At 25.2% G+C, this 25,037-nt stretch carries 28 protein-coding genes; 16 read left to right on the top strand and 12 right to left on the bottom strand.

Annotation, left to right across the window (positions count from 1 at the left end; all coding sequences use genetic code 11):
* The first annotated feature begins 56 nt into the window (after positions 1 to 56).
* From CJ670_RS08025 to CJ670_RS08005, 5 genes are read left to right on the top strand one after another with little or no spacing between them, the layout of a single operon-like run.
* Positions 57 to 1,025, top strand: coding sequence for an NAD-dependent epimerase/dehydratase family protein (locus CJ670_RS08025; RefSeq protein ID WP_342587570.1), 969 nt, complete (start codon positions 57 to 59; stop codon positions 1,023 to 1,025).
* Positions 1,022 to 2,203: a glycosyltransferase family 4 protein gene (locus CJ670_RS08020; protein WP_105939577.1), complete on the top strand. Its 1,182-nt coding sequence runs from the start codon at positions 1,022 to 1,024 to the stop codon at positions 2,201 to 2,203. The genes CJ670_RS08025 and CJ670_RS08020 overlap by 4 nt, the downstream gene beginning before the upstream one ends.
* Positions 2,200 to 3,174: a radical SAM protein gene (locus CJ670_RS08015; protein ID WP_105939576.1), complete on the top strand. Its 975-nt coding sequence runs from the start codon at positions 2,200 to 2,202 to the stop codon at positions 3,172 to 3,174. Before CJ670_RS08020 ends, CJ670_RS08015 begins: the two co-directional genes overlap by 4 nt.
* The gene (locus CJ670_RS08010) at positions 3,167 to 4,777 is read left to right on the top strand and encodes a methyltransferase (RefSeq protein ID WP_105939575.1); all 1,611 of its coding nucleotides are present in this window, start codon (positions 3,167 to 3,169) and stop codon (positions 4,775 to 4,777) included. The genes CJ670_RS08015 and CJ670_RS08010 overlap by 8 nt, the downstream gene beginning before the upstream one ends.
* Entirely contained in the window at positions 4,761 to 5,312 is a 552-nt protein-coding gene (locus CJ670_RS08005; RefSeq protein WP_105939574.1) for a phosphoglycerate mutase family protein, read from the top strand. Before CJ670_RS08010 ends, CJ670_RS08005 begins: the two co-directional genes overlap by 17 nt.
* Before the next feature lie 181 nt (positions 5,313 to 5,493).
* Here CJ670_RS08005 and CJ670_RS08000 read toward each other — a convergent pair whose 3' ends face one another.
* A complete protein-coding gene (locus CJ670_RS08000; RefSeq protein WP_105939573.1) occupies positions 5,494 to 5,994 on the bottom strand; it encodes a gamma carbonic anhydrase family protein in 501 nt (166 codons plus the stop codon).
* Between the two features lie 141 nt (positions 5,995 to 6,135).
* Between CJ670_RS08000 and CJ670_RS07995 the strand changes: the two genes are divergently transcribed.
* Genes CJ670_RS07995 through CJ670_RS07980 form a run of 5 tightly spaced genes read left to right on the top strand, consistent with a single transcriptional unit; the run spans position 6,136 to position 10,211 of the window.
* Positions 6,136 to 6,369: an acyl carrier protein gene (locus tag CJ670_RS07995; protein WP_105910796.1), complete on the top strand. Its 234-nt coding sequence runs from the start codon at positions 6,136 to 6,138 to the stop codon at positions 6,367 to 6,369.
* Positions 6,362 to 7,489, top strand: a complete 1,128-nt coding sequence (locus tag CJ670_RS07990) for a D-alanyl-lipoteichoic acid biosynthesis protein DltD (RefSeq protein ID WP_105939572.1) — start codon at positions 6,362 to 6,364, stop codon at positions 7,487 to 7,489. Before CJ670_RS07995 ends, CJ670_RS07990 begins: the two co-directional genes overlap by 8 nt.
* Positions 7,490 to 7,498: 9 nt before the next feature.
* Positions 7,499 to 7,639 carry a hypothetical protein gene (locus CJ670_RS10855; protein WP_165785199.1) on the top strand — a complete coding sequence of 47 codons (141 nt, stop codon included), beginning with the start codon at positions 7,499 to 7,501 and terminating at the stop codon, positions 7,637 to 7,639.
* Entirely contained in the window at positions 7,639 to 8,778 is a 1,140-nt protein-coding gene (locus CJ670_RS07985) for an MBOAT family O-acyltransferase (RefSeq protein ID WP_105939571.1), read from the top strand. The genes CJ670_RS10855 and CJ670_RS07985 overlap by 1 nt, the downstream gene beginning before the upstream one ends.
* A complete protein-coding gene (locus CJ670_RS07980; protein WP_105939570.1) occupies positions 8,775 to 10,211 on the top strand; it encodes an AMP-binding protein in 1,437 nt (478 codons plus the stop codon). Before CJ670_RS07985 ends, CJ670_RS07980 begins: the two co-directional genes overlap by 4 nt.
* A gap of 57 nt (positions 10,212 to 10,268) precedes the next feature.
* Here CJ670_RS07980 and CJ670_RS07975 read toward each other — a convergent pair whose 3' ends face one another.
* The 3 genes from CJ670_RS07975 to CJ670_RS07965 all read right to left on the bottom strand — a co-directional run bounded on the left by CJ670_RS07975 (position 10,269) and on the right by CJ670_RS07965 (position 12,018).
* Complete coding sequence (locus CJ670_RS07975) at positions 10,269 to 10,601, bottom strand: DUF2325 domain-containing protein (RefSeq protein ID WP_105939569.1); 333 nt, start codon at positions 10,599 to 10,601, stop codon at positions 10,269 to 10,271.
* A gap of 127 nt (positions 10,602 to 10,728) precedes the next feature.
* Entirely contained in the window at positions 10,729 to 11,226 is a 498-nt protein-coding gene (locus CJ670_RS07970; protein ID WP_105910791.1) for a transglycosylase SLT domain-containing protein, read from the bottom strand.
* 75 nt (positions 11,227 to 11,301) lie between these two features.
* Complete coding sequence (locus tag CJ670_RS07965) at positions 11,302 to 12,018, bottom strand: carbon-nitrogen hydrolase family protein (RefSeq protein ID WP_105939568.1); 717 nt, start codon at positions 12,016 to 12,018, stop codon at positions 11,302 to 11,304.
* A 155-nt stretch (positions 12,019 to 12,173) separates the two neighbouring features.
* Here CJ670_RS07965 and CJ670_RS07960 point away from each other — a divergent pair, with 155 nt between their 5' ends.
* Positions 12,174 to 12,791 (top strand): hypothetical protein, encoded by a 618-nt coding sequence (locus tag CJ670_RS07960; protein ID WP_105910789.1) that lies wholly within the window; start codon positions 12,174 to 12,176, stop codon positions 12,789 to 12,791.
* 32 nt (positions 12,792 to 12,823) lie between these two features.
* Here CJ670_RS07960 and CJ670_RS07955 read toward each other — a convergent pair whose 3' ends face one another.
* Genes CJ670_RS07955 through thiD form a run of 3 tightly spaced genes read right to left on the bottom strand, consistent with a single transcriptional unit; the run spans position 12,824 to position 16,763 of the window.
* On the bottom strand, positions 12,824 to 14,716 hold the full coding sequence (locus tag CJ670_RS07955) for a glycoside hydrolase family 17 protein (RefSeq protein ID WP_105939567.1): 1,893 nt from the start codon (positions 14,714 to 14,716) through the stop codon (positions 12,824 to 12,826).
* Entirely contained in the window at positions 14,713 to 15,951 is a 1,239-nt protein-coding gene (locus CJ670_RS07950; RefSeq protein ID WP_105939566.1) for a glutamate-5-semialdehyde dehydrogenase, read from the bottom strand. The genes CJ670_RS07955 and CJ670_RS07950 overlap by 4 nt, the downstream gene beginning before the upstream one ends.
* A gap of 59 nt (positions 15,952 to 16,010) precedes the next feature.
* Positions 16,011 to 16,763: a bifunctional hydroxymethylpyrimidine kinase/phosphomethylpyrimidine kinase gene (thiD, locus tag CJ670_RS07945; RefSeq protein WP_105910786.1), complete on the bottom strand. Its 753-nt coding sequence runs from the start codon at positions 16,761 to 16,763 to the stop codon at positions 16,011 to 16,013.
* 210 nt (positions 16,764 to 16,973) lie between these two features.
* Here thiD and CJ670_RS07940 point away from each other — a divergent pair, with 210 nt between their 5' ends.
* The 3 genes from CJ670_RS07940 to CJ670_RS07930 all read left to right on the top strand — a co-directional run bounded on the left by CJ670_RS07940 (position 16,974) and on the right by CJ670_RS07930 (position 18,416).
* On the top strand, positions 16,974 to 17,288 hold the full coding sequence (locus tag CJ670_RS07940) for a DEAD/DEAH box helicase family protein (protein WP_105910785.1): 315 nt from the start codon (positions 16,974 to 16,976) through the stop codon (positions 17,286 to 17,288).
* 9 nt (positions 17,289 to 17,297) lie between these two features.
* The gene (locus CJ670_RS07935; protein ID WP_105910784.1) at positions 17,298 to 17,687 is read left to right on the top strand and encodes a hypothetical protein; all 390 of its coding nucleotides are present in this window, start codon (positions 17,298 to 17,300) and stop codon (positions 17,685 to 17,687) included.
* 156 nt (positions 17,688 to 17,843) lie between these two features.
* Positions 17,844 to 18,416 carry an NUDIX domain-containing protein gene (locus CJ670_RS07930; RefSeq protein ID WP_105939565.1) on the top strand — a complete coding sequence of 191 codons (573 nt, stop codon included), beginning with the start codon at positions 17,844 to 17,846 and terminating at the stop codon, positions 18,414 to 18,416.
* Positions 18,417 to 18,420: 4 nt separating this feature from the next.
* Here the strand turns inward: CJ670_RS07930 and CJ670_RS07925 are convergent, their stop codons facing one another.
* From CJ670_RS07925 to CJ670_RS07905, 5 genes are all read right to left on the bottom strand, one after another.
* Complete coding sequence (locus CJ670_RS07925) at positions 18,421 to 19,059, bottom strand: HAD family hydrolase (protein WP_105939564.1); 639 nt, start codon at positions 19,057 to 19,059, stop codon at positions 18,421 to 18,423.
* Between the two features lie 169 nt (positions 19,060 to 19,228).
* Positions 19,229 to 19,792 (bottom strand): LOG family protein, encoded by a 564-nt coding sequence (locus CJ670_RS07920; RefSeq protein ID WP_105939563.1) that lies wholly within the window; start codon positions 19,790 to 19,792, stop codon positions 19,229 to 19,231.
* Complete coding sequence (locus tag CJ670_RS07915) at positions 19,789 to 22,278, bottom strand: efflux RND transporter permease subunit (RefSeq protein WP_105939562.1); 2,490 nt, start codon at positions 22,276 to 22,278, stop codon at positions 19,789 to 19,791. The genes CJ670_RS07920 and CJ670_RS07915 overlap by 4 nt, the downstream gene beginning before the upstream one ends.
* A 3-nt stretch (positions 22,279 to 22,281) precedes the next feature.
* Positions 22,282 to 22,872, bottom strand: coding sequence for a Tgt2/MlaC family protein (locus CJ670_RS07910; protein ID WP_105939561.1), 591 nt, complete (start codon positions 22,870 to 22,872; stop codon positions 22,282 to 22,284).
* Positions 22,865 to 23,599 carry an MlaA family lipoprotein gene (locus CJ670_RS07905; RefSeq protein WP_105939560.1) on the bottom strand — a complete coding sequence of 245 codons (735 nt, stop codon included), beginning with the start codon at positions 23,597 to 23,599 and terminating at the stop codon, positions 22,865 to 22,867. The genes CJ670_RS07910 and CJ670_RS07905 overlap by 8 nt, the downstream gene beginning before the upstream one ends.
* A gap of 125 nt (positions 23,600 to 23,724) precedes the next feature.
* On the opposite strand from CJ670_RS07905, the gene CJ670_RS07900 reads away from it, so the two are divergent.
* Complete coding sequence (locus CJ670_RS07900; RefSeq protein WP_105939559.1) at positions 23,725 to 24,435, top strand: YebC/PmpR family DNA-binding transcriptional regulator; 711 nt, start codon at positions 23,725 to 23,727, stop codon at positions 24,433 to 24,435.
* Between the two features lie 27 nt (positions 24,436 to 24,462).
* Positions 24,463 to 25,035 (top strand): hypothetical protein, encoded by a 573-nt coding sequence (locus tag CJ670_RS07895; protein WP_105939558.1) that lies wholly within the window; start codon positions 24,463 to 24,465, stop codon positions 25,033 to 25,035.
* The last annotated feature ends 2 nt before the right edge of the window (positions 25,036 to 25,037 follow it).

The following is a 25,037-nucleotide window of genomic DNA, read 5'->3' as shown; positions in this document are numbered from 1 at the left end:
GATTATAAAAGGAAATGAAAAAAATTATTTACTTTTTGCTAAAATAAAAAGAATAAATTATTCAAGGATATAAAATAGAAAAAATATTAATAACTGGTGGAATGGGATTTATAGGTTTATCGCTAACTAAAAAACTCCATAACTTAGATTATCATATAACAATAATTGATATAGAAGATAATAACAAAAAAAATAAACCTTATTTAGAGTTACAAAATGTAGATTTTATAAAAATTGATGTAACAGATAAAAGTAAAGTTAATGAATTATTAGAGTTTCATGACTTTGACGGGATTATTCATTTAGCAGCTGTTTCAAGAGTTGTTGTTGCACAAAATAATCCAAAAAAGTGTATAGATATAAATATAAATGGAACAAAAACCTTATTAGAATGTTTAGAAAAATCTACTAGCAAAAAAAACCCTTGGTTGATTTTTGCTAGTAGTAGAGAAGTTTATGGAGAACCAATAAAATTACCCGTAAAAGAAACATTTGAAAAGAACTATGTAAATATATATGGAAAGTCAAAACTAGAGGGAGAAAATCTATTTAGTAATTATGCTAAGAAAAATAATAATAATTGTTTGGTTTTAAGATTTGCTAATGTTTATGGGAATGAGTTTGATATTTTTGATAGAGTTATTCCACGTTTTATTAAAGCAATTGCATTTGAAGAACAATTACAAATTGAAGGTGGAGGGCAGATAATAGATTTTACACATATAGATGATACAGTTAATACAATTTATAAAGCAATAAAATATATAAAAGATAAACAAAACGTAATTGATGATTTTCATATTTTGCCTGGGATTGGTTGGTCATTAAACGATTTGATTAAATATATAGAAAATATTTTAGGTAAAGATGCAAAAGTAAAAATAAATACTAAAAGAAATTATGACGTCGAAAAATTTATCGGTGACCCAACAAAAATAAAAACTATTTTAAAAAGTGAAAAATTTATGTCATTGGAAGAAGGATTGAAAAAATCTATACCAAATTATTTAAAGGCTATGAAATGAAAGTATTAAAGATTATTCATGGTTTCCCACCAGATTATATGGCGGGAAGTGAAGTTTATTCATATCATTTAGCTAAAGAACTAATAAATCAAGATATTAATGTAACTGTATTTACAAGAGTAGAAAACGAATTTGATGATAATTATAAAATATATGAAGAAAGTTATGAAAATATAAATATAGTAAGAGTAAATAAACCTAAAAAAGATTATTTATTTACTGATAAATATTATGATAAAGAGATAGATAGAATATTTGAGAATTATTTGAAAAGTATTATGCCAGATATAGTTCATATTGGACATTTAAGTCATCTATCAACTAATTTTATAAAGATTGTAAAAAAAAATAATATACCAATAATTTATACAATTCATGATTTCTGGCTATATTGTGTAAAAGGACAACTTATAAATAAGGAAGGTAAGATATGCTCAGGACCTTCTATTGATAAATGTTTTAATTGTTCTAATTATGTTGTAAATGAAAAAGAAGTTGAACTAATAATTGAACATATGAACGAATCTATAAATATGATTGATAAATTTATTTCTCCATCAATTACATTAAAAGATTTTTTTGTTAAACAAGATATTTGTGAAGAAAAAATTGCTTATTTAAAATATGGTTTTAATACTGAAAAAATAAAATATAATAGAAAAGTTTTTAATAATGCAATGAAAATTAACTTTGGTTTTATGGGAAGAGTAATTCCTACAAAGGGTATCAAAGTATTAGTAGATTGTTTTAAAAATTTAGAAAATGAAACATTATCTATTTATGGTGGAATTGGGATTCAAAAAAGATTTTTAGAAACAGAAAATATTAAATTCAAAGGGTCATATCATAACAATAATATTAATGAAGTATTAAATGATATTGATGTTTTGATTGTTCCTTCTATATGGCTTGAAAATGCACCTCTTGTAATACAAGAAGCATTTTTAGCAGGAATACCAGTAATTACTTCTAATTTAGGAGGAATGTCTGAACTAGTAAAAAATGGTGTTAATGGATATACATTTGAAGCTGGAAATAGTAAAGAATTAGAAAAGATAATTACAATGATTTCAAATAGACCAGAAATGTTAAATGAATTAGAAAATTCAAGGGATTTAATAATAGATATAAAAGAAGATGTGAAAAATATAGTTAAACTTTATAAAGAGTTATTATGATAAATAAACCTTGGAGAGTTACAATTGACACAAATCCTGATCAATGTAACTTAAATTGCATAATGTGTGATACTCATAGCATATATAATACTGATTTTAAACCAAATAGAAAATATATGGATAAAGAACTTTTAGAAAGAACATTAGAAGAAGTTATTGAATTAGGTGTAAAAGAAATTATTCCTACTACTATGGGAGAACCTTTAATATATAAATACATTGATATTTTTATTAGCAAAATATCAATTTCAAGTGTAAAACTAAATTTAACTACTAATGGAACATTTCCTAATGATAGCATTCAAAATTGGGCTCATAAACTTTTACCAATTTTAAGTGATATTAAAATATCTATAAATAGTATTAATGATGATATTAATAGTAAAATTATGGTTAAAGACAATACATACAAAAAGTTAGAAAATATAAAAGAATTTGTCAAAATAAGAGATAATGAATATCCAAATGTATCTATTACATTACAAGTTACTTTTTTGAATTCAAATATTAAATATCTTGAAGAATTGATTAAGTTTGCTATTGAACATAATATCAATAGAGTAAAAGGGCATCACTTATGGATAACATTTAATGAAATAGAAAATGAGTCCTTAAAAAATGACCCTTATAGAATAAATGAGTGGAATAAATTTATAAATAAAATCGATAAATATAGAGATTTTATAAAGTTAGTAAATTTTGATAAATTAAACATAAAAGATGGAAAATCATATATTCCAGATAATTATACTTGTCCATTTTTAAATAGAGAATTATGGATTGACCATAAAGGTAATTATAATATTTGCTGTGCTCCATCAGATTTACGAAATACATTGGGGAATTGGGGAAATATAATCGATATAAATATTTTAGAATTATTTAATTCTAATCAATATATTAAGTTATCTGAAAACTATAAAAAAGAGAGTATATGTCAAGATTGTTCATTAAGGATTTCTAATGATTAGTATTTCTTTTGACGAAACTCATCACATAAAAAATAATAAACCATTGTATGATAGCAGATATAAAAGAGTTATGAGTTTTCATAATGGTATAGCCCCAGTTGAAAATCAAAATGAATCTTTTTTTATAAATGAAAAAAATGAAAAGCAATTTGATATAAATTTTATTAAAGCTTATGGTTTTTATGATGGTTTATCAGCTGTAAAAGATAAAAATGGTTGGTTTCATATTAATTTAACTGGAAAAGAAGCTTATCCACAAAAATATAAATGGGTTGGAAATTTTAATGAAAATAAATGTTCTGTTAGAAATAATGATGATAAATATTTTCATATAGATATATTTGGTAAAAAATTATATGAAGAAGAATACTCATATGTTGGAGACTTTAAATATAATATTGCAGTAGTAATTGATAAAAATGGAAAATCAACGCATATTGATGAGAATGGAAATTTAATACATAAGAAGTATTTTGATGAATTAAATATTTTTCATAAAGGTTTTGCCATAGCAAAAGATACAAAAGGCTATTTTCATATAAATAAAAATGGTGATCCCTTATATGATAACAGATATACAAAGCTAGAAGATTTTTATAATGGATTCGCATTAGCAACAACCTTTGATAATAACAAGATATTATTAAATGAGGAAGACTATTCTACTTTTTTAATTGCTAACCATGAAATTAATATCAATGAAATATTAGAAGAAAACTTTTCTTTTTTCAAGTATCAAATTTTATTTTCAATATTAAAACTTGATATATTAAAAGAATTAAACAATATTGAAGATATAGATTTACCGAGTATCTCTAAAAAATTAATATTAAGGTGGTTATATGTTGAAAAATTTATTGATGAAGAAAACAATTTAACTAAAAAAGGATTGTTAATTGAAAATAAGTTAAAACCAATAATTTTATATTGGCAAGACTTACCATTTAAAACAATATCACATTTAGTTGATTCACTAAAAAAAGGAGGTGAAACTTTTACTAAACTATTTAGAGAACATTATTTTGATTTTTTAGCAAACAATAAGGAGTGTTTATATTTATCTCAAAAAATTAATGATTTCTATAATATAGATTATTCTAATTTAATAAAATATATGAAATTAAAAAATGAAATTGTATGTGATATTGGAGGAGGAAGTGGAAGTTTTATTAATCAAATTCTAAATATTTATAAAAATATAAAACCTATTGTAATAGACAAGTATATTAATACAAATAATATTAATTCTAAAAGGATAGATTTTTTTGTAAAATATAAAATTTATGCAGATGTATTCTTATTATGTAGAGTTTTACATGATTGGGAAGATGATAAGGCTATAAAAATATTACAAAATATATCTAATAATATGACTTCTAATAATACTTTATATCTTTTAGAAACAGTTGTTCCTGAGAATTCAAAAAATGATAAAGGAATAACTTTGTCATTTCATTTATTAAATTTTGTAGGTGGATATGAGAGAACAAAAAAAGATTTTGAATATATATTGAAAAAAGCTAATTTATATATCAAGAATATATATAGTTTAGATACTTTAATATCTTTAATAGAGGTTAAAAAAAATGAAATATCTAATTAGACATGCACATAAGGAAAATAGTAAAGTTCATTCAAAATTATCTCAAAAAGGTATAACAGATAGTAGAAACTATGGTATGTCTTTGAAAAAGAATAATATTAAAATTAGTAAAATTGTAACAAGTCCAATAATTAGATGCGTAGAAACTGCAAATCATATAAAAGAAACATATGGAGACTTAGAAGTTTTAGAATCAACTTTACTTGGTAATCCAGGAGTATTTATATCTGATTCTGAAAAAGCAATGAATGTATTTGAGAAATATAATCTTGTAGATATAATAAATATGCAGTTATCTAATAATGCTATTGAGGGTTTTAAGAATATTAATATAGCAATAAATGAATTAAAAAAGTTTATTCTAAATGAAAGTGATAATACTTTATTTATATCACATGATGCAATTATTACACCATTTATTTATAGTTTATATAATAAAGTAAATATCTTAGAAAGTGACATTGTAAAATATTTAGATGGTTTTAAAATAAGTAACGAAAAAGATACTTTATATACTAATAGTTTTAGATTATGATGTGATATTTTGACTTAAAAATATGTTGTAAATACCATAATAAAATAGAGTCTTTCAGGGATTTGAACTCGCACACACGTAATGCACTACCACCTCAAGGTAGCGTGTCTACCGTTCCACCACATCCGCATAGAAAAAATAGACGGAATTATATCTATTTTTTCTTAAAAGTCTTAAAATATCAACTATATTCGTTTTTATAATCTACATAGTGCATAGCATGGTTTATCAAACCTTGAACTTCCTCATTGCTTAGTTCTCTTACAACTTTTGCAGGGCTTCCCATAATCATACTTTTTGGTGGAAAAACTTTTCCAGCTGTCACTAAAGAGTTTGCTCCTACAATACTTCCTTCACCAATTACTGCATTATCCAAAATTGTGGCACTCATTCCAATTAGACAGTTATTTTCAATAATACAGCCATGAAGCATAACTTTATGTCCAACAGTTACATTATCTCCAATAATTGTTTTTGAATTGGTATCTGTATGAATACAAGATAAATCTTGAATATTTGTATTTTTACCAATTCTCACCTCATTTATATCAGAACGAATTACACAGCCAAACCAAATAGAACTATTCTCTCCTATTTGTATATTTCCAATTAAATCAGCACTTGGTGCAACCCACGCTGAAGAGGCGATTTTTGGGTAAAACTCTTTAAATTTTAGTATCATAATTTACTCCTAAATATAAATCTGGATTGTATTTAAATAAAGTAGCAATAAAATTACAAATATTTTTTATTTTCTTGCTCAAAATTCTAAAATATTTAATATAATTCCACTTGTTTTAGATAAAAAATTTTAGGAAATAAAATGGATATTGCTAATAGGATTAAACCTTTGGTTGAAGAGATTGCTTTTAAAAGTGTTGAAATAGATGATCCACTATATACATCAAATTTGATTGATAGTATGGGAACAGTTGATTTAGCAATGATGCTAGAAGATGAGTTTAGTATAAAAATTGATACTAGAGATATCATAGAGAGTAATTTTGATAGTATTAGCAAATTGGTTGATTACATAAAAAGTAGAATTGGTGAGTAATCGTTTAGTATTAAATATTTCTGCTCTATTTTTTGCATTTCTTGTAGTTTTTATCTTACTTTTTCTTACAAAAGATAAATTATTTGACTACTATTTTACTTATTTAGACTCTCTTAAAAAAACAGTTGAGCTACAAAGTGATTTAGAAAGTGGGAAAATTGTATTATTTGGCTCTTCTGAATTAGTAGTTTATCCTAATCAAAAATTTTTACCTCAAAACTTTTTTAATAATGATTTAAAAATACCTTTAAGAGTTCAAGGAAATGAAGGTCATCAATCCTTTGTTATATTGTCTCAACTAGCAGCCTTTGATAATAAAAAAGTAAGGCAAAATGCAAAAGTTGTAGTTATGTTATCTCCTAGTTGGTTTACAGGAAGTAGTGATAATGGTCTTACTATGGCAAAATTTTTAGAATATATGAATTTGGGAATGATGAATAAACTTTATTTTGAAGGTCAAACACAAGATAAGTATAAATTTTTAATAAGCGATTATATTCAAAATAATATCTCATATATCAAAGATCCAACTTTTATATATGAAACAACATTTAAAGAAATAAAAGATGAATATATAAATAATAAAATTAAAAAGTTTATAATAGAAAAATTTGATGAAAAATATGTAAAATCACAAGATATTAGTTATATAAAGCAAGATTTGAATTTTGATGATTTAAAAAATGAAGCAAAAAATATAGAAACTTCATCTTCAAATAATAAGTTTGGAATTCAAAATGAGTATTATTCAAAATATATTGAACCACAAATTGCAAAAAATAATTTTCCATTTGAAATAGTAATACCATCATCTTTGGAGAAAAATGAAGAGTATCAAGATTTTTTAGATTTACTTGATTTTTTAGATAGTTATAAAATTAAACCACTTTTTATAATGCAAGATTTACATCCTGATATTTTTATAAAAAATAGAGAAAATGCAAACTTACTTATGGAAACAATAAAATCAAAAGTTTTGGAACATAACTTCGAATATATGGATATGTGGACATATAAAAAAGAGGATTATGAGATTGGAACTTTAACAGATATTGTTCATTTTGGTGAGTTTGGTTGGGTTAAAGCCAATCAAAAAATAGTTGATTATTTTGTTAAATAAGGAAATTTTTTGAGATATTTTTTTAAATTCTTTTTTATATATCTACTTTTGATAGTTGGTCTTTTGTATATTTTAGCTTATGAAAATATAAATGATTTAAGTGGAAATGATGTTGATTCTACTGTTGAATTCGTATATGAGGAGTTTTAATGTATGATTTCTTTCCTTTTTCAGGAGTTGGATTTTTTATAATATGTTTTGCATTTATTATTTTTTTACATACATTTAAAAATATTTTAAGTAAATTTATCTCATATAAAATGCTTATTTTTATAGCTGTTGTTGCTTATATATCTTTTGCTATTCCCGATTCTTATGGACTTTTTTTACTTCTTATTTATACTTATGTTGTTTACTATATTTTTGTAAAAAATGAGTACAAAGAGACACTCTTCCCAATGATTGTTATAGCTTTTCCTATGATGTTGCATAAAATTGATTTAGAAAATCCTATGTTTAAGCTTATTGGTATTTCATATATTACATTTAGGACTATTCAAGCAATAGTTGATAGTCATAACTATGGAAAACTATCATTTTTTGAGTTTACATCATTTTTACTATTTCCAACAACTCTGCTAGCAGGTCCAATAGATAGATCATATAGATTTCAAGAGGATTTACAAAAAGGTTATACAAATTTAACTTTAGTAAATATCTTAAAAGGTTGGGAGATTTTAGCTGTTGGAGTTTTATTTAAATTCGTTTTTGCAAAGCTTGTTACTCTGTTTTGGCTTGGAAAAATAGATGAAAATAGTACTTTATTTTTTGATATGGCAAATGGTGCATATGCATACACAACTTATCTTTTTTTTGATTTTGCTGGTTATAGTGCAATGGCAGTTGGACTTAGCATCATGATGGGTATTTTTATTCCAATGAACTTTAATCATCCATATCTTGCAGCAAATCCACAAGATTTTTGGAGAAGATTTCATATAACTTTAGGAAGTTGGCTAACTGATTACTTTTTTAAGCCATTATATAAATATCTGCATAATTTTGATTTTCTAAAGAAAAGAAAATTACTTATACAAAATATTGCAATAACATGCACTTTTTTGCTTATGGGAGTTTGGAATGGTTTAACTTGGTATTTTATTTTTAGTGGTTTTTTATTTGGAATTTATTCAAGTATTCACAACTCTTATGTTTTGTATGTTAAAAAGGGTGGATATGATTATTTTTCATTTTTCCCAGATATTATAAGTATAAATTTAAAAAGATTTTTGATGATAAATGCAGCAGTTTTTGCTCTATATATTTTTAGTGGGAGAGTTCCTTTATGAGATTTGATTTTAAACTTTTAGATTTTGTTGAGTGTGAAAAAGATTTTGACAAATTGGCTGTTTGTGGAAGCAACAAAGATTTAACTTGGAGTGAGTTAAAAAATGAAGTAGATATTTTTAAGAAAAAACTTCAAAAATATAATCTTCCAAAAGGGCATCCAGTTGTTATTTATGGACATAAAGAAGTAGATTTTATAGTAAGTATTATAAGCTGTATGAGTTTAGGATTTCCATATATTCCTATTGATACGATTTATCCAAAAGATAGAGTTGATAAAATAGCAAGTATTGTAAAATCTGCTATTAAGATAGATACAATAGAAAATAAAATAGATTTTGATGAAAAAAATATATCTATTTCATATTTATTAAGTGACCCAATAATCTATATTATTTTTACATCAGGAAGTACAGGTGAGCCAAAAGGTGTTCAAATTACACAAAACTCTATTTTGGATTTTGAAAAGTGGTTAAATAGCGATTTTGGACTATCAAAAAATAGCGTATTTATGAATCAAGCACCTTTTAGTTTTGATTTATCTGTTTATGAGTTAGTTGGATTTTTATCTTTAGGAGCAACTATTGTTTTAAATAGTAAAGATATTATAGAAAATCATCTTCTATATTTTGAAAGATTAAAAAAATACTCTTGTGATGTTTGGATTTCAACTCCATCATTTATTAGTAAGCTTCTGCTTTCATCTGAGTTTGTAGAAGAAAATATAAAAACTTTAAAAACTTTCCTTTTTTGTGGAGAGGTTTTACCAGCAAACACTGTAAAAAGAATAAAGAATAGTTTTCCATCTTCTATTGTTTTAAATACATATGGACCAACTGAAGCTACTGTTGCTACAACTTTGATAGAGATTACTTTTGATATTTTAGAAAAATATTCAAAGAATTTACCAGTTGGTTATGTAAAAGAAAATTCAAAGATAAATTTATTAGATATTGATGAGCAAAATATTGGTGAGCTTGAAATAGTTGGAGATAATGTATCTATTGGATATTTTAAAAATGAAGATTTAAATAAGCAAAAATTTGAAAAAAAGTATGAAAAACGAAGTTTTAGAACAGGGGATTTTGGTTATTTTGAAGATAATTTACTCTTTTTTGCAAATAGAAAAGATGAGCTTATAAAGCTTCATGGATTTAGAATAGAGTTAGGAGAGATAGATAAAGAGCTTCTTAGTGATAAAACTATAAATGAATCAATCACAATTGCACTAAAAAGAGGAAATGATGTTTCAAAAATTATCTCTTTTGTTATATGTTCCAAATCTTTGGATATTGAAGTTTTAAAACAGAATATCTCAAAAAATCTTCCATATTATATGATTCCAGCTGATATTGTTGTGTTAGATAAATTTCCATATAACTCAAACCATAAAATCGATAAAAATGAGTTGATAAATATTTATAAAAATCTTTAAAACAAAGAGTTTTAGCTCTTTGTTTATATTATTTTTTTATTGAAAATAGATAAAACTTTATAACTCTTTAATAGAACAGTTTACATAACATTGACTACAATCTTTTATGCCCATAATTTTTACATATTCATCATATACACAAGATATAGACCTTTTCGTACAAATAAATGGAATATTTCTTTTTTTTGCTTCACTTTTATATTTTAGCATTGTGTTGTGGTTTAAAAAAGATGTTATCATAACTATACAATCTGTATCTTGTGGTAACTTTTTCTTAGGTGCTGAAGATTTTTTTCTTGCATCCCAGTGATTTATAGTTTTTGCTCCAAGCTGTGTTAGCATAGAAGATATTTGAGATATTTGGTCTCCACCAATTATTAAAATACTCATTGTTTCCCTTTATATTGATAATTAATATCAAAATATTAGTAAAATAAAACTTTGATTTTTATTAAAATATGATAATTAGTATCAAAAAGAGTTAAAATAACAACTAGAATAAACTAGTTGCTAGATTTTATACATTGAATTTTTTTAGTTCTTTAATTATTAGAGCAATCTCTTTTGAGTACTCTTTTGCTTGTTTGCTATTAAATTTATAACCAGCATTGTAGCTTCCCCAAACTTTTGTCCAATCATTTCTATGAATTTTTTGCCAAAAAGTAAGTTCTTCTATTGCATTTTTTGTAGCAAACTGAAAATCAGAAACTAATTTTGATGCAAAAACATTTCTATTCCAAGTAGTATCTTTTATATTTTGTCTACTTAAAACAGTTTTAATATTTGCTTGATAAAGACCAAAATCTTTTGTATCAAGGTTTACCATATACTCACCAAGTCTTGATTCTTTGATTGCTATTGCCATCAAAGTATAACTAAGTCCAGTATCTTCTCCATGTTTTTTTATCTCTTTTAGTGTTTCTAATTGCTCTTGTGTTAAGTTCTTTATATCTACATTAGATGCAAAAACATTAGAAATAAATAGTAAAATCAGTAATAAAGATTTAAATTTCAATGTTTTCTCCTTTTTTAAATTTTTTTAATAGGATTAGATAATAATTTAAAATTGTGTAATAATTGTAAAACAAAATTAATTTAATCCAATATCTATATACTTTCTAACTTTTAAAATTTCATCTTTATCAAATTTTGCTTCTAAAATTGTTTTGCTATCGTCTTTTATAAGATTTCCAAAGGGCGATATTATAGAACTTCCTTTTGCCATATTATCATTTGAACTATTGCTTGCAACTACAAAACTTTGATTAACTAAAGCTAGAGCTTTGCTAATAGTTTCATAATGTTCTTTTCTTTTTATTCCCCACATAGCTGGATTTAAAATAATATCAGCACCTTTTATTTGTTCCCAAAGAGTAGGGAATCTAAGCTCAAAACATATTAAAGTTGCTATTTTTAAACCATTTATCTCTATAATTTTTATTTTATTCTCTTTTGATGGAGTAAAATATTTATCTTCATCTCCTAGAGGAAAGAGTTTTATCTTATCTTGAATATGGACAATATCTTTATTAAAAAAAATAAATAATCTATTATAAAACTTATCATCTTCTTTTATAATTGTAGTAATTGCTATAATTTTATTTTCTGAAAGCTCTTTTATCTCATCTATAGCTTTGATTGAAAAAATACTTGCTTCTTCCATCTTATCATATGCAAAACCTACAAGTGCTAATTCAGGTGCTAAAATTAGCGAGTTATTTTCACAAGATAGAATTAAATTTTTTAAATTTTCAAGATTTGTTTCAAAATTCTCACAAGTTTTCATTTGAAGAGATATTAAGTTCATTTTTTTCCTTTTAAAATTTATATATAAACTCTAATAGATTAAAAAATATATTTAAATTATTAAAGCTTGATAATTCTAACATAATCATACAATCGTATATAGTAAATTTATCTGTATAGATGTATAATTTTGTCAATTTATGATGAGGAAAATATATGAAAAAAATAGCAGTTGTAATTTTATTGTTTAGTGTTTGCAATTTATTTGCTCAAAATAACAGATATGATATAAAATCTGGTATTGTTGAATATGATATTTTAGGAACTACAAATTCAAAAGATCATACTTTTAGTGGAAGTAGTACTTTGTACTTTAAAGATTTTGGTAATTTAGAGTTATTTGATGAGATTATTACTCAAAAAATAGGCTCTATAGTTGAAGAAGAGAGAAATACTTATAAAATTTCAAAAGGTAAAATTTATACAGCAGATTTTAATGATGAGATAATTTATTCTCAAGATTTAAGTGTTGATGATGAAAATCCTATTGCAAATACAAAAAATAGAGAAGCATTTAAAGAGATGGGTGCAAAATTTTTGGGTAATGAGAATGTTTTAGGATATAAGTGCGATATTTGGGAGTTGGGTGAGTATAAAATTTGGGTTTACAATAGTGTTCCTCTAAAGCAAATTAGTAAATCTTTGGGTGTTGAGCAAATGCAAATTGCAAAAAATGCAAACTTTAATATTGATATAAAAGATAATAAATTTAAACTACCAAATTTTCCAGTAAAAGCTATAGATGTAATTATAACAGAGGGTGAAGAAGAATAAAATAGATTGAAGATTTTCTTCAATCTATTTTTTTAGTTTAATAGTTTTTTATCTTTATCTTTTGTTATAGCATAAAGTACGATAATAAATGCAATAGCTCCTAAAAATGTATTTGTAAGCATTGAAGCTAAGATACTTAAAACTAAAGCAGTTATTATAAATGGTTTTTTATCTACTAAAAGTGCAAATGCAGAAGCTATAATCGCTGCAATTCCAATATAGTTAAAATATAGTAAATACCAAACATTTCCAATAATTGAACATAAGAATCCACCACCATTTAGTTTACAAGAAATATCCATATCTCTATTCATAATAAAACCATGTTTGAATAATAAGATAGCAATACAAATAGCTACAATATAAATAATTGGTTTTTTTAACTCATTTAAACTACTATTTTTTAAAGAACCAACACATAAAATAATCACAAATACAAGATTTATAACAGCTAAAATATTGCTAAAAATATTTAGAGTTGTTTCGTTGTAAACCATTACAAGAGTATTTATAAATAAAATAATAGCAAATAGTCTTTCGAAATTTCCAAATTTTAATCTATCAAATTTTCCAAAATATGACCATAGGAATGAAATAGCAAGTATTATTAATCCGTAAATTTCAAAATTCTCATATCTTCCATTGTAAGCTATATTTACAGTCATAATAAATATAAAAATCATACTAAAGTAGAAAGCAACTTTAGAAATAATCTCATATTGATTTTTAGAAACTATATGTTTTAAAAGCTCATAATATACATAAAGCTGTGTTCCTAAAAGTAAAATAGCCCAAATAGCTTCTAAGTTGTTTCTTGAAACTACAACATATTGTTCAACTTGAAGCATAAATAACGAAGCAAATATAGTATTTACAACACTAAAAGTTATAAGTCTAATTGTTGATGTTTGTTCATTTCTAAATCTTATAAAAAATCCAAATATTAAAACTAAAGAACCAAAAGCTAAATATAAATAGTTTGGAAAGTTTGAAACATCTCCACTAAATACATTTTTATCTGCTCTATCTTTATCAAAAATTCCCCAAAAACCACCAACAGCACCTTCGCTTTTTCTTTTCCAAGGTTGGTCTATTGCTTCTATTATGTTGTATTGCCAGTTATTTTCATTTGCTAGTTTTACAAAATCTCTTATATAAATTGCTTGATTTATCTTGCTAGGAGCCGCATCTTCTCTCATTCTTCCTTCACTTGGCCATCCTGTTTCACCAATTAAAATATTTGAAGTTCCAAGCTCTTTTTCTACTTCAATTCTTACATTTTTTACATGTTCAATTGAATCATGAATATTTTTTGGTTCATCTTCCCAATATGGCAAAATATGAATAGTTACAAAATCTGTAAGTTCTTTTATTTTTGGATATTTAAGCCAAAATTCCCAAACATCTGCATAAGTTACAGGATATTGTGGAAGAGCCTCTTTTACCTCTTTTATATATTTTGCTAGTTGTACATCTGTTTGATCACCTCTTAGAAGAACCTCATTTCCTACAATAATTGCTTTTATAACTTCAGGATATTGTGCAGCTAACTCTTTTAAAGTAGCAATTTCAGCAACTGCTTGCTTCTCTTCTTTACCTATCCAAATTCCCATCAAAACTTGCATTCCTAACTCTTTTGCAACTTTTGGAACAAGTTCTTGCCCAACAGTTGAATAAGTTCTTACACAAGAAGTATATTTAGAAAGAAGTTCCATATCTTTTCTTATGTTCTCTTCTTTTAAAACCATCCCTTTTTCAAAGAAAAATGGTGATTCATCTTTTCCATAAGGTGCATAAGATACACATTGAAGCTTATCAAAGCTATTTGAATTATCTTTTAAAATTGCCTTTTCACCTAAATAGTGCCAAAAAAATAGTGTTGCAATAACACTACAAAATATTAAAAAAAGTCTATTTGTACTCATTTTGTTCTAACTTGTCCTTGTCCGTAAATTTTGTATTTAAATGTTGTTAAATCATTTATTCCCATAGGTCCTCTTGAGTGAAGTTTATTTGTAGAAATTCCAACTTCAGCCCCAAGACCAAACTCTCCACCATCTGTAAATCTAGTACTTGCATTTGCATATACACAAGCTGCATCAACTTCATTTAAAAATTTATTTATTGCAGTATAGTTTTCACTTAAAATTGCTTCAGAGTGTCCTGAGCCATGTTTTGATATGTGCTCTATTGCTTCATTTAGGTTTTGTACAACTTTAATATTTAAAATATTTTCTAAATACTCAATATAAAAATCTTCCTCTTTTGCTGGAGCAATTTTTATATACTCCAAAGTTTTTGGACAACCTTTTAAAATAGTCCCATAAGTGCTAAGCTCTTCTTGAATTCCTGGTAATATATAAGGAGCTATCTCTTGATGAACTAAAAGAGTTTCTAATGAGTTGCAAGCACTTGGTCTTTGGCATTTTGCATTTACTATAATATTTATAGATTTTGTTGCATTTGCATCTTTGTCTATAAAAGTGTGACAAACTCCTTTATCATGTTTGATTACAGGTATGCTAGAGTTTTGAGTGATAAATTTAATTAAAGCTTCACCACCTCTTGGAACTATTAAATCTACATATTTATCTTCAACAATCAATTTTGCAACACCTTCCCTGCTACTATCAGGAAGTAGTGAAACTATCTCTTTTGGAAGACTGTTTTTTTCTAAAACATCTTGTATTATTTTAGCTATTGCTTTGTTTGAGTTTTCAGCTTCTTTTCCACCTTTTAATACACAAACATTTCCACTTTTAAAACAAAGTGCTGCTGTATCACTTGTTACATTTGGACGGCTTTCATAAATAATTGCAATAACACCAATTGGAATAGATACTTTTTGAATATTTAAGTTATCTTTAGTAAGCCAACCATCTAAAATCCTTCCAACTGGTTCTGTTTGAGAAGCAATTTGTCTTATAGCATTTGCCATATCTTGAATTCTGCTATCGTTTAAGTATAATCTATCTTGCATGGCAGAGCTTAAATCAAGCTGTCTTGCAAGTTTCATATCTTTAATATTTTCTTCAATAATGAAAAATGAGTTTTCCTCAAGTGCATCCGCAAATTGTAGAAGAGTTTGGTTTTTTATAGCTGTGCTAAGAGTTGCTACAACACGACTACTTTGTTTTGCTTTTTGTAGAAATTCTTTCATAGATTTTTCCTAAAAATTTTGTGTAAATATACTAAAGTTTGACTTTGTATAGGCTTTGTTTATAAAATGTGATTTATAGGTCCATTTCCTCTTCCAAAATTTGGAGCATTTTTTATAGCTTTGTAGATATATTTTTTTGATTTTTTTATACATTTACAAAGAGATTTATCTCTTGCAAGAAGTGAAGCAATAGAAGCACTAAAACTACAACCTGTTCCATGAGTATTTGAAATACTAGCTTTTTTACCTTTGAAAATTTTAATTTTCCCATTTTTCTTCAACAAAACATCTACTGTTTGATTATCACTTTTTATTATATTTTTAAAGATGATATTTGTTGGAATATTTTTTAAATTTTTTATATCGTTTATATTTTCTACATCAAAAAAAAGTTTGGCTTCTAAACTATTTGGTGTTATTAAATAAGCATATTTAAAGTTTGATTTTAAACTATTTATAGCCTCATCATCAAGTAGTTTTGAACCAGCTCTTGAAATAGCAACAGGATCTAAAACTATTGGAATATTTAAATCTTTTATAGTTTCAAAAACTTCAAAAATAAGTTCTTTTGAGCTTAACATTCCTATTTTTATACAATTTACTTTAAAATCTTCTATTACTGATTTTATCTGTTTTACTACAAATTCAGGTTTCAAAACAACTACATCGCTAACTCCTAAAGTATTTTGTACTGTAACTGCTGTAATTGCTGTTGTCATAAAAACTTTATGATAAAATCCACTTTTTATATCAGCTTGGATACCAGCTCCACCGCTACTATCACTTCCTGCTATGCTTAAAACTATTTTCATATTTTTCCTTTTAAATTTCGTATTCCTTATTTAAAAGGAACCTGTAATTTTTTGACTACTTTTTAACGCAATTTATGAAAATTGCTAAAAGTAGGAAAACTCTAAAGAAATCAACGAGTTGATTTAAAACTTGTTAAATCTAAAATATGTTAAGTATAATTAAAAAAAGGTTAAAATGCTCCTATAATATGATAAAAACGAGGAAAATAGATGAAAATAAAAGATATTTTGAAATCAAAATCAAAAGAGCTTATAAATATAGCAAGTGAAAATACAACAAAACTTTTTGATTATCCAAAAATAAAAAGCAAACAACTAAAAGATATGATAAATTTAAAGATTAGAGAAAAAGCAATAATTGCAACTAAAGCTAGATTAATAGAAAATAGTAAAAATATAAATGATTTTAGTGATGAAGATTTAGAGATAATTATTGCTGATGAAGAGAGAAAAATAGTTGATGATTTAAAAACAAAATCCCTAGTTGTAGCTCTTGCTGCTTTGGGTATAAACTTTTTTGTGTAAGGATAATAATTGTTTAAACAAGTAAAATCAGCTGTTTTTTGGTACTACTTATATAAGTTTAGAAAAAGAGCTATTTTTGTCTTTTTTCTTCTTTTAGTGGCACTTTTTTCTGGACTTATTTATGGTGATGTTGTTGAATATCTAAAACTTACACAAAATATTGAATATTTAAAATATGTTTTAGCTCTAAAATGGTTTATAGTAATTTTTAACTCTTTATTGTCTATTTACTTAATTTTAACACTTTTTAGAAATAGTACAAATGATGAAAAAAGTAATATAAAAAAAGAGAAAAAAGATAAATTTGAAACTAAAAATAGTTTTACTCAAAGAGAAACTGAACTTTTACATAAGAAAAAACTTACAAATAAGGCAGAAAATATAATAAAAAATAGCTAAAAGCTCTTTTTTATTATAAAACTAAAAAAATAGCTTAATTTTGTATTAAAATAAGTTTTTTAATCTTAATTATATTTTAATATGTCACAATACAAAAAAATTATCTTTTTGTTTTTTCTTAAAAATATTTAAATTTTTAAAATGAAATGAGTATAAATGAGGGTGGTTGTAGGTATAATAACTGATAATAAAGAAATATTATTATTAAAAAAGAATAATCCAGATTGGGAAAAAGGATTATACAATGGAATAGGTGGAAAAGTTGAATTAAATGCAACTCCACTTGAAACAATAATAAAAAAATGCAAAGAGGAATTGGGTGTAAATATTTCAAATTGGAGAGAATTAGATAGTGAAATATCATCAAGTGGAATTGAGATTGTATATTTTTTGACTATTTTAGATGAAAATGAAATAAAAAAACTAAAAAGTCAAACAGATGAAAGATCAGAACTATTTTTAATAAATAATCTTCCTAAAAATATACTTCAAGATTTAAAAGTTCAAATAGATAGAGAATTTTTTAGTCCCAAAAAAAAGATGAATAGAAAAACAAAATTGCTTATTTATATTTTTATTCCTATTTTTATTATTTTACTCTCTTTAATGATTGTAGGAAAAGTTAAAACTGGAAGTTTTTTCTATTACCTTACAGATAAAAAAGAGGATATAAATAAAGATAAATCAATAGAATTTATAAAAGGTTTTAAGTCAAAGTTATTTGGATAGTATTTTATAGAAGTTTTTCAAGCTCATCTAGCTTATTTATAAAAAAATCAGCTTTTTTAAAATCTTGATTTATTGTAAACTCATTTTTTACAACAATACAATCAAGATTTGCTCTTTTTGCACTCTCTAAGCCTCTTTGAGAATCCTCTACAACTATTGCTTCAAAAGGTTTTGAACAAAACTTTTCTAAACCTTTTAGATATGGTTCTGGATTTGGTTTTGCTTTTGTATAATCTTCAACACATAATACAAAATCCATAAAATCAGCAATTCCTCTGTTTTTATGAATTAGTTCAAAATCAACTCTTCTTGAAGTTGTAATTATTGCCATTTTATATTTTTTTGATAGATTTTTTAAAATATCTTTTACTTTTGGTATATTTATATCTTTTGTTTGTAAGAATTCTTGATAAAAACCATCTCTGATTTTTCTGTGTTTTTCTATAATATCTTTTTCAATATTATAAATTTCTGCTAGTTCAAAAGCACTTCCACCTTTTACCATAATATTTTGATAAAAATCCATCTCAAGATTTAGTCCTAAAAGAGCAAGAGATTTTTTATTTGCTTCAAAGTACCATTTTTCAGTTTCAACTAAAACACCATCATTGTCAAAAAGAATATATTTTTTCAAATCTTTCATCTGTAACCTTTAAAAAAGAGAATAAAAAAAGGAAGCTGTTAAGAGCTTCCTTTTTTTTATAGGAGGAGAAAAAGTTAAAATTAATTAACTTACGAAAGAATTATATAAATTCATCATTAACCTCTTATAAATACAAAATTAATAAATAGTAAATAAGAGCAATATTATCTTATTTGTCCCATTTTGCTTTTGGAGCTTCATAATTTTTTATTTTTTCTATAATTTCATCAATATTATCACTAACAATCAACATATCAACAAATCTTCTATCCATAAAACCACTATTTGCACAAGAGTAGAAAAACTCGATTAATTTATCATAGTATCCATTTATGTTTACAAAAGCGCAAGGTTTCTTATGATAACCAATTTGTGAAGATGCAATTACATCAATAATCTCTTCAAAAGTTCCATAACCACCAGGGAGAGCTATAAAAGCATCACTTAGCTCTTCCATCTTTGCTTTTCTTTCTTTCATACTATCTACTTTATAGATTTTTGAAATATTTGTATTTTCAAGCTCTTTTCCAACTAAATCAAAAGTAATTACACCTGTTACTTTATTTCCTAAGCTTAAAGATTTATTTGAAATAACTCCCATTAATCCTTGGTTTGAGCCACCATAAACAATATTTATATTGTTTTCATATAATTTTTCTGCAAGTTCTATAGTTTTTTCTTCATATATTTTACTATTTCCAAAAGCAGAACCGCAATAAATTGCTACATTCATAAACTACTCTCCTTATTTTTTGTTTTAAATGGTTTAAATATAAATATCAATCTTGGAAGTAAAATAAGATTTGCTATTAAAACACTAATCATTACAACTGCTGTTAGAAGTCCAAAATATATAGTTGGAACTAGATTTGAAAGCATTAAGATTGAAAATCCAATAACAACAATAATAGTTGTATGATACATAGGATGACCAACTGTATTTATTGCTTTTGTTATTGCTACTTTATAGTTTCCATGGCTTTGTTTATACTCCAAGTCAAATCTATGCATAAAATGAATAGTATCATCAACAGCAATTCCTAAAGCAATAGCAGCAATTGTAATAGTCATAATATCTAGTGGAATAAAAAGCCAACCCATAATTCCAAAAACAAGCGAAATAGGGATTAAATTTGTAATCAAAGCTATTAAAACCATTTTTATATTTCTAAATAGTATTAAAAACATAATTCCTAAAACAAAAATAGAGGCTCCAGCAGTTGAAATTTGAGATTCAAACAAAGATTGAAGCATATTGTTGTACAAAATCATAAGGTTTGTAAGTCTGAAAGTTGTCTCTTTATTTGTGATAATATCTTCTAAGTCACTATTTATTTTTTTAATAAGCTCATTTCTTCTTAACTCATCATTTGAATCAATTATTCTCATACTAATTCTAGCTTCGTTAGCTTCAACATTTACAAAAGGGCTTAAAATAAGCTTTTTATAATCTTCTGGAAGTTGATTGTAAATAAGTGCTAGAGTTATTCCATCTAAATCTCTATTTTCATTTAAAGTTTTTCCAATTTTAAGTAAAGTTGCTAAAGATTGAACTTTTCCAACTTCAGGAATATTATCAAGATAGTCATGTATTTTTGTGATTAATTCCATTTTATCTTGTGAAAACCAATATTGTTTATCATCATTTTTTAATATAAACTCGTTTTCAAAATTATCAAAATCACTATTTTCTTCTATTTTTACTATATTTTGATCATCTTTAAATTTTATAATAACATCAAGTGGAGTTGTACCTCCTAGATTTTCATCAATTACTTTCATACCTTTATAAATCTCTGTATTTGATTTAAAATAGTTTATAAAAGAGTTCTCAACAAAAATTTTTGAACTTCCGATAATAGAAAAAACTATAGTTAAAATTGCCAAAGTAATTATAATTTTTCCACGATTAATTATAATATTTGGTAGTTTTGGTATAAAAGATACTCTTTTTTCTTTTTTTTCTACTTCTATTTTTTTTCCAATAAGTATCAAAAAGATTGGAAAATATATAAAAGTTAAAACCAAAGATACCAAAATCCCAACACTCATCATGAGTCCTAGATTTATAACAGGTTCAATATTTGATAAAACCAAAGATGAAAACCCAACTACTGTTGTAATGATTGCAAAAAAAGATGGAATTAGTTTTGATAAAACTGTATTTATTGTTAGTTTGTATTGACTTGCATTTTTGTATTTAAAGTATAGTTCTTTGTATCTTTCAACTAAATGAACAACCATGGACATTGTGATTATTAGTTGTAATGCAACAAAATTTGAAGATATTACTGTAACTTCCCAATTGAATATTCCTAAAATTCCAGCAGTACTTAATATTGATATAAAACAGATAAATAAAACTATAAAAACCCATCTAAAGTTTCCAAAAATATAGTATAAAACAAAAATAAAAATAAAAACAAGACTAACACCATAAATCAATAAATCATTTTTTACAAAATGCACAGCATCGTTAGCTATCATACTAACTCCGCCTAAAAATATTTTTGCATCACCTTCATAGTTTTTTATAATATTTCTAATCTCTTCAATATTTTTGCTATCTTTTACTCTTGAATTAGCTCTATACTCTTTAAATTCTAAGTTATTTTTTTCTAACTCTTCTTTTTGTTCTTGATTTAAATCTTCAATATTTTGTTTTTCTAAAAGATTCTCTCTTTTTGAAATAAATTCAAAATATTTTTCATCATTTTTTAGATGAAGAATCAAAGCAGTTGTTTTAAAATCAGCACTCACAAGAGCATTTTTGTACAAAGGAGAGTTTAAAAACTCTTTTTCAACTAAAGATTTATCAAACTCTTTTGAGCTTAAACTATCAACTCCTGCAACTAAATCTGAAATAGGGCGGATTGGTGATTGAAGAAGTGGTACAGTAAGAATTGAATCAACTTTTTCAATATTTTCAACTTTTGTAAAATCATCAGAGATATTTTTTATAATCTCTAAAGTTTCATCATCCAAAAGATTCTTTTTTGGACTAAAAGTAACTATTAAAAAATTTGAGTTTTCATATTTTTTAAAACTCTCTCTAAAAAATTTTAAATCCTCATCATCTTCAAGAAGTAGTGTTTCTGCACTTGCATCTATTTGCATATCTTTTGCATTGTAAGATAAGTATCCCACAAAAAGTGAAGATAATATTAAAAATAAAAAAGGATACTTAAAAATTAAAGTATCATATATTTTTTTATACATAAACTACTGATTTTTAAACTGTTTAAACATTTCATCAAAAGATTTCTCTTTTAGAAGTCCAGCAAATTGTTGTCTATAAGTTTGTATAATACTAACACCTAGTAAATCAATATCATATATAAACCATTCACCATTTTTTTCATAAAAATTGTAGTTTATATTATAATTTCCTTCTTTCCCTACAAGTTCAGTTTTTAGCTGAAGTCTTGTATTGTTATATGGTTCAAGAGTTAAAATTTTTACTTTTTGATCATTATAAAGTTCTAGTTTATCACTATAAGATTTTTTGATTTTATCTTCAAATACTTCACTAAACTCTTTTTGTTTTGCTTTATCTATGTTATTCCAAGCATCTTTTCCAAGAGCTATTTTTGCCATAAGATCAAAATCAAAAGTATCACCTACAATAGTAATAACTTCTTTTTTCATCTCCTCTTTTGACAAACTTTTATTTTTTAAAACTAACAGTACATTGTCAATTTTACTCTCCATATGAGCTTTTATATCATCTTTTTGAACTGCATAACTACTTGAAGTTATTGTTAATAAAATTATTAAAAGTTTTAATAAACTATTTTTAAATATATTACTCATTTATTTCTCTTTCTCTTTTTTGATTGTAAGCATCTCTTAAATATGGATATAAATCAATAGCATCTTTTTTAATAATTTCATACATATTTGGATTAAAAGAGTATAAATTTATTTTATACAAAGAGTCAATTGCTATTTCTTGTACTATATTTTCTGGAATTTTATAATTCAATGTATTGTGACCTAATCTATCAGTTGGTGATAATAATAAATCACCTGTAAGTCCTATGATATCTCTAGGATTTGAGGGTCCTAAAATTGGTAAAACTATATGAAAACCTTGACCAACTCCCCAGTATCCTAAAGTTTGTCCAAAATCTTCTCTATAAATCTTCATACCCAAAGTATTTGTAGCTTGATCCATAAATCCACCAAAACCCCAAATAGTATTTACTAAAAATCTTCCTGCTTCTTTTCCCGCATTTTCAAATTTAAACTGCAAAAGATTATTTACAAATCTAATTGGAAAATATAGATTTGTGAAAAAATTACTTATACCAGTTCTAGCAAGTTCTGGTACAACATAGGCATAGCCTTTTGCTGTTGGAGTTAGAACATAAATGTAAAAACTATCATTAAAAGATGTGATAACTCTGTTGTATCCACTTAGTGGGTCAAAAACTACACTAGAAGTTGGTTTAAACTCATTTTCTAAATCTTCAGGAAAATTTCCTTCATCAGCAAAGCAAAAAACCGATAATAATAATGTAAATAATATTTTTTTCAAAAGTATCCTTTTTAAAATGAAAGCAATATTGTAGCAAAAGTTTATAAAGAGAAAACTTTAACTATTTAATTAATCAACATTTAGGTACAATATTTCCTAAAAAATATTAATTTATGGAGTTTTTTATGGGAAGAGCTTTTGAGTATAGAAAAGCAGCAAAGATGAAAAGATGGGGAAATATGTCAAGAATATTTCCAAAGTTAGCAAGAGCTATTGAAGTTGCAGCAAAAGCAGGAGTTCCAGATCCTGACACAAATTCAGCACTAAGAACGGCTATTTTAAATGCAAAAGCTGAAAATATGCCAAAGGCAAATATAGATGCAGCTATTAAAAGAGCATCTGGAAAAGATGCTGCAAACTTTTCAGAAGTAAATTTTGAAGGAAAAGGACCTCATGGAGTTTTAATTTTTGTTGAAACTGCAACAGATAACAATACAAGAACAGTTGCAAATATCAAGATGTATTTTAATAAAACACAAGGGCAAGTAGTACCAACTGGTTCTTTAGAGTTTTTCTTTGATAGAAAGGCTATTTTTGAATTTGCAAAACCAGCTAATTATGAGATTGAAGATTTAGAAATGGAACTAATTGATGCAGGACTTGAAGAAATTGAAGAAGAAGATGGTTTGTGTTTGGCTTATGCAAATTATACTGATTTTGGAAATATGAACCAAAAATTTGAAGAGCTTGGAATTGAACTTATGAAAGCAGAGTTAAAAAGAATTCCAAATAATCCACAAGAGTTTACTGAATCACAACAAGAAGATATTGGAAAGCTTATAGAAAAATTAGAAGATGATGACGATGTACAAGCTGTTTATACAAATATAGCTTAAATTTTTAATAATTTTAGGAGTTAAAAAATGCAAGAGAATAATAAAATACCAAATGAAACTGGTGAATTAGGAAATGTTGATCAAATTAGAGAGATTTTATTTGGTTCTCAATCACGAGAGCTAAATAAAAGATTTGAAAAGCTTGAAGTTGATATAAAAAGGTCTTTTGATGACTTAAAATCAAAAATTGAATTTAGTCAAAAAGAGTTTAATCAAAAGCTTGAAAATGAAGTTGAATTAATATCAAAAAGAATTAAAAACCTAACAACAACTCAGCAAGACGAGTTTGCAGATATAAAAGATAGCAACCTAAAGCAAGAAAAAAAGAATCAACAAAATATTGATTTATTAAATGAAGAGATATGTGTTAAAATTGAGCAACTTACAAGAGATCAATCTGATAGCAAAAAATCTTTAAGTGAAGAGTTGAACTTTTTAAAACTAGAAGTTTTTGAGTTTATTGAAGATAAATTAGCACAAATTAATAATATTAAGCTATCAAGAGATGATGCAGCTGAAATTATGATGGAAGCGGCTTTGAGAATAAAAGGAAATAATATTCAAAGTCAGTTAAATTTAATAGAAGAACCAAGAGAGTAATT

This window comes from Arcobacter cryaerophilus gv. crypticus (genome assembly GCF_002993025.1).
Taxonomy (GTDB): Bacteria; Campylobacterota; Campylobacteria; order Campylobacterales; family Arcobacteraceae; genus Aliarcobacter; species Aliarcobacter cryaerophilus_B.
Note: the sequence above shows the minus strand (reverse complement) of the source record. Positions and strands in the feature narration are given on the sequence as shown.

Bases quoted from the DNA above. Each gene is read 5' to 3' on its own strand.
- CJ670_RS07940 (WP_105910785.1), top strand. From the start codon at position 16,974: ATGAAAATAAAAGATATTTTGAAATCAAAATCAAAAGAGCTTATAAAT.
- CJ670_RS08015 (WP_105939576.1), top strand. From the start codon at position 2,200: ATGATAAATAAACCTTGGAGAGTTACAATTGACACAAATCCTGATCAA.
- CJ670_RS08010 (WP_105939575.1), top strand. From the start codon at position 3,167: ATGATTAGTATTTCTTTTGACGAAACTCATCACATAAAAAATAATAAA.
- CJ670_RS07910 (WP_105939561.1), bottom strand. From the start codon at position 22,872: ATGAGTAATATATTTAAAAATAGTTTATTAAAACTTTTAATAATTTTA.
- CJ670_RS08005 (WP_105939574.1), top strand. From the start codon at position 4,761: ATGAAATATCTAATTAGACATGCACATAAGGAAAATAGTAAAGTTCAT.
- CJ670_RS07985 (WP_105939571.1), top strand. From the start codon at position 7,639: ATGTATGATTTCTTTCCTTTTTCAGGAGTTGGATTTTTTATAATATGT.
- CJ670_RS07950 (WP_105939566.1), bottom strand. From the start codon at position 15,951: ATGAAAGAATTTCTACAAAAAGCAAAACAAAGTAGTCGTGTTGTAGCA.
- CJ670_RS07915 (WP_105939562.1), bottom strand. From the start codon at position 22,278: ATGTATAAAAAAATATATGATACTTTAATTTTTAAGTATCCTTTTTTA.
- CJ670_RS07995 (WP_105910796.1), top strand. From the start codon at position 6,136: ATGGATATTGCTAATAGGATTAAACCTTTGGTTGAAGAGATTGCTTTT.
- CJ670_RS07925 (WP_105939564.1), bottom strand. From the start codon at position 19,059: ATGAAAGATTTGAAAAAATATATTCTTTTTGACAATGATGGTGTTTTA.
- CJ670_RS07975 (WP_105939569.1), bottom strand. From the start codon at position 10,601: ATGAGTATTTTAATAATTGGTGGAGACCAAATATCTCAAATATCTTCT.
- CJ670_RS07900 (WP_105939559.1), top strand. From the start codon at position 23,725: ATGGGAAGAGCTTTTGAGTATAGAAAAGCAGCAAAGATGAAAAGATGG.
- CJ670_RS07965 (WP_105939568.1), bottom strand. From the start codon at position 12,018: ATGAACTTAATATCTCTTCAAATGAAAACTTGTGAGAATTTTGAAACA.
- thiD (WP_105910786.1), bottom strand. From the start codon at position 16,763: ATGAAAATAGTTTTAAGCATAGCAGGAAGTGATAGTAGCGGTGGAGCT.
- CJ670_RS08000 (WP_105939573.1), bottom strand. From the start codon at position 5,994: ATGATACTAAAATTTAAAGAGTTTTACCCAAAAATCGCCTCTTCAGCG.
- CJ670_RS07960 (WP_105910789.1), top strand. From the start codon at position 12,174: ATGAAAAAAATAGCAGTTGTAATTTTATTGTTTAGTGTTTGCAATTTA.
- CJ670_RS07955 (WP_105939567.1), bottom strand. From the start codon at position 14,716: ATGAGTACAAATAGACTTTTTTTAATATTTTGTAGTGTTATTGCAACA.
- CJ670_RS07980 (WP_105939570.1), top strand. From the start codon at position 8,775: ATGAGATTTGATTTTAAACTTTTAGATTTTGTTGAGTGTGAAAAAGAT.
- CJ670_RS07920 (WP_105939563.1), bottom strand. From the start codon at position 19,792: ATGAATGTAGCAATTTATTGCGGTTCTGCTTTTGGAAATAGTAAAATA.
- CJ670_RS07895 (WP_105939558.1), top strand. From the start codon at position 24,463: ATGCAAGAGAATAATAAAATACCAAATGAAACTGGTGAATTAGGAAAT.
- CJ670_RS07930 (WP_105939565.1), top strand. From the start codon at position 17,844: ATGAGGGTGGTTGTAGGTATAATAACTGATAATAAAGAAATATTATTA.
- CJ670_RS08020 (WP_105939577.1), top strand. From the start codon at position 1,022: ATGAAAGTATTAAAGATTATTCATGGTTTCCCACCAGATTATATGGCG.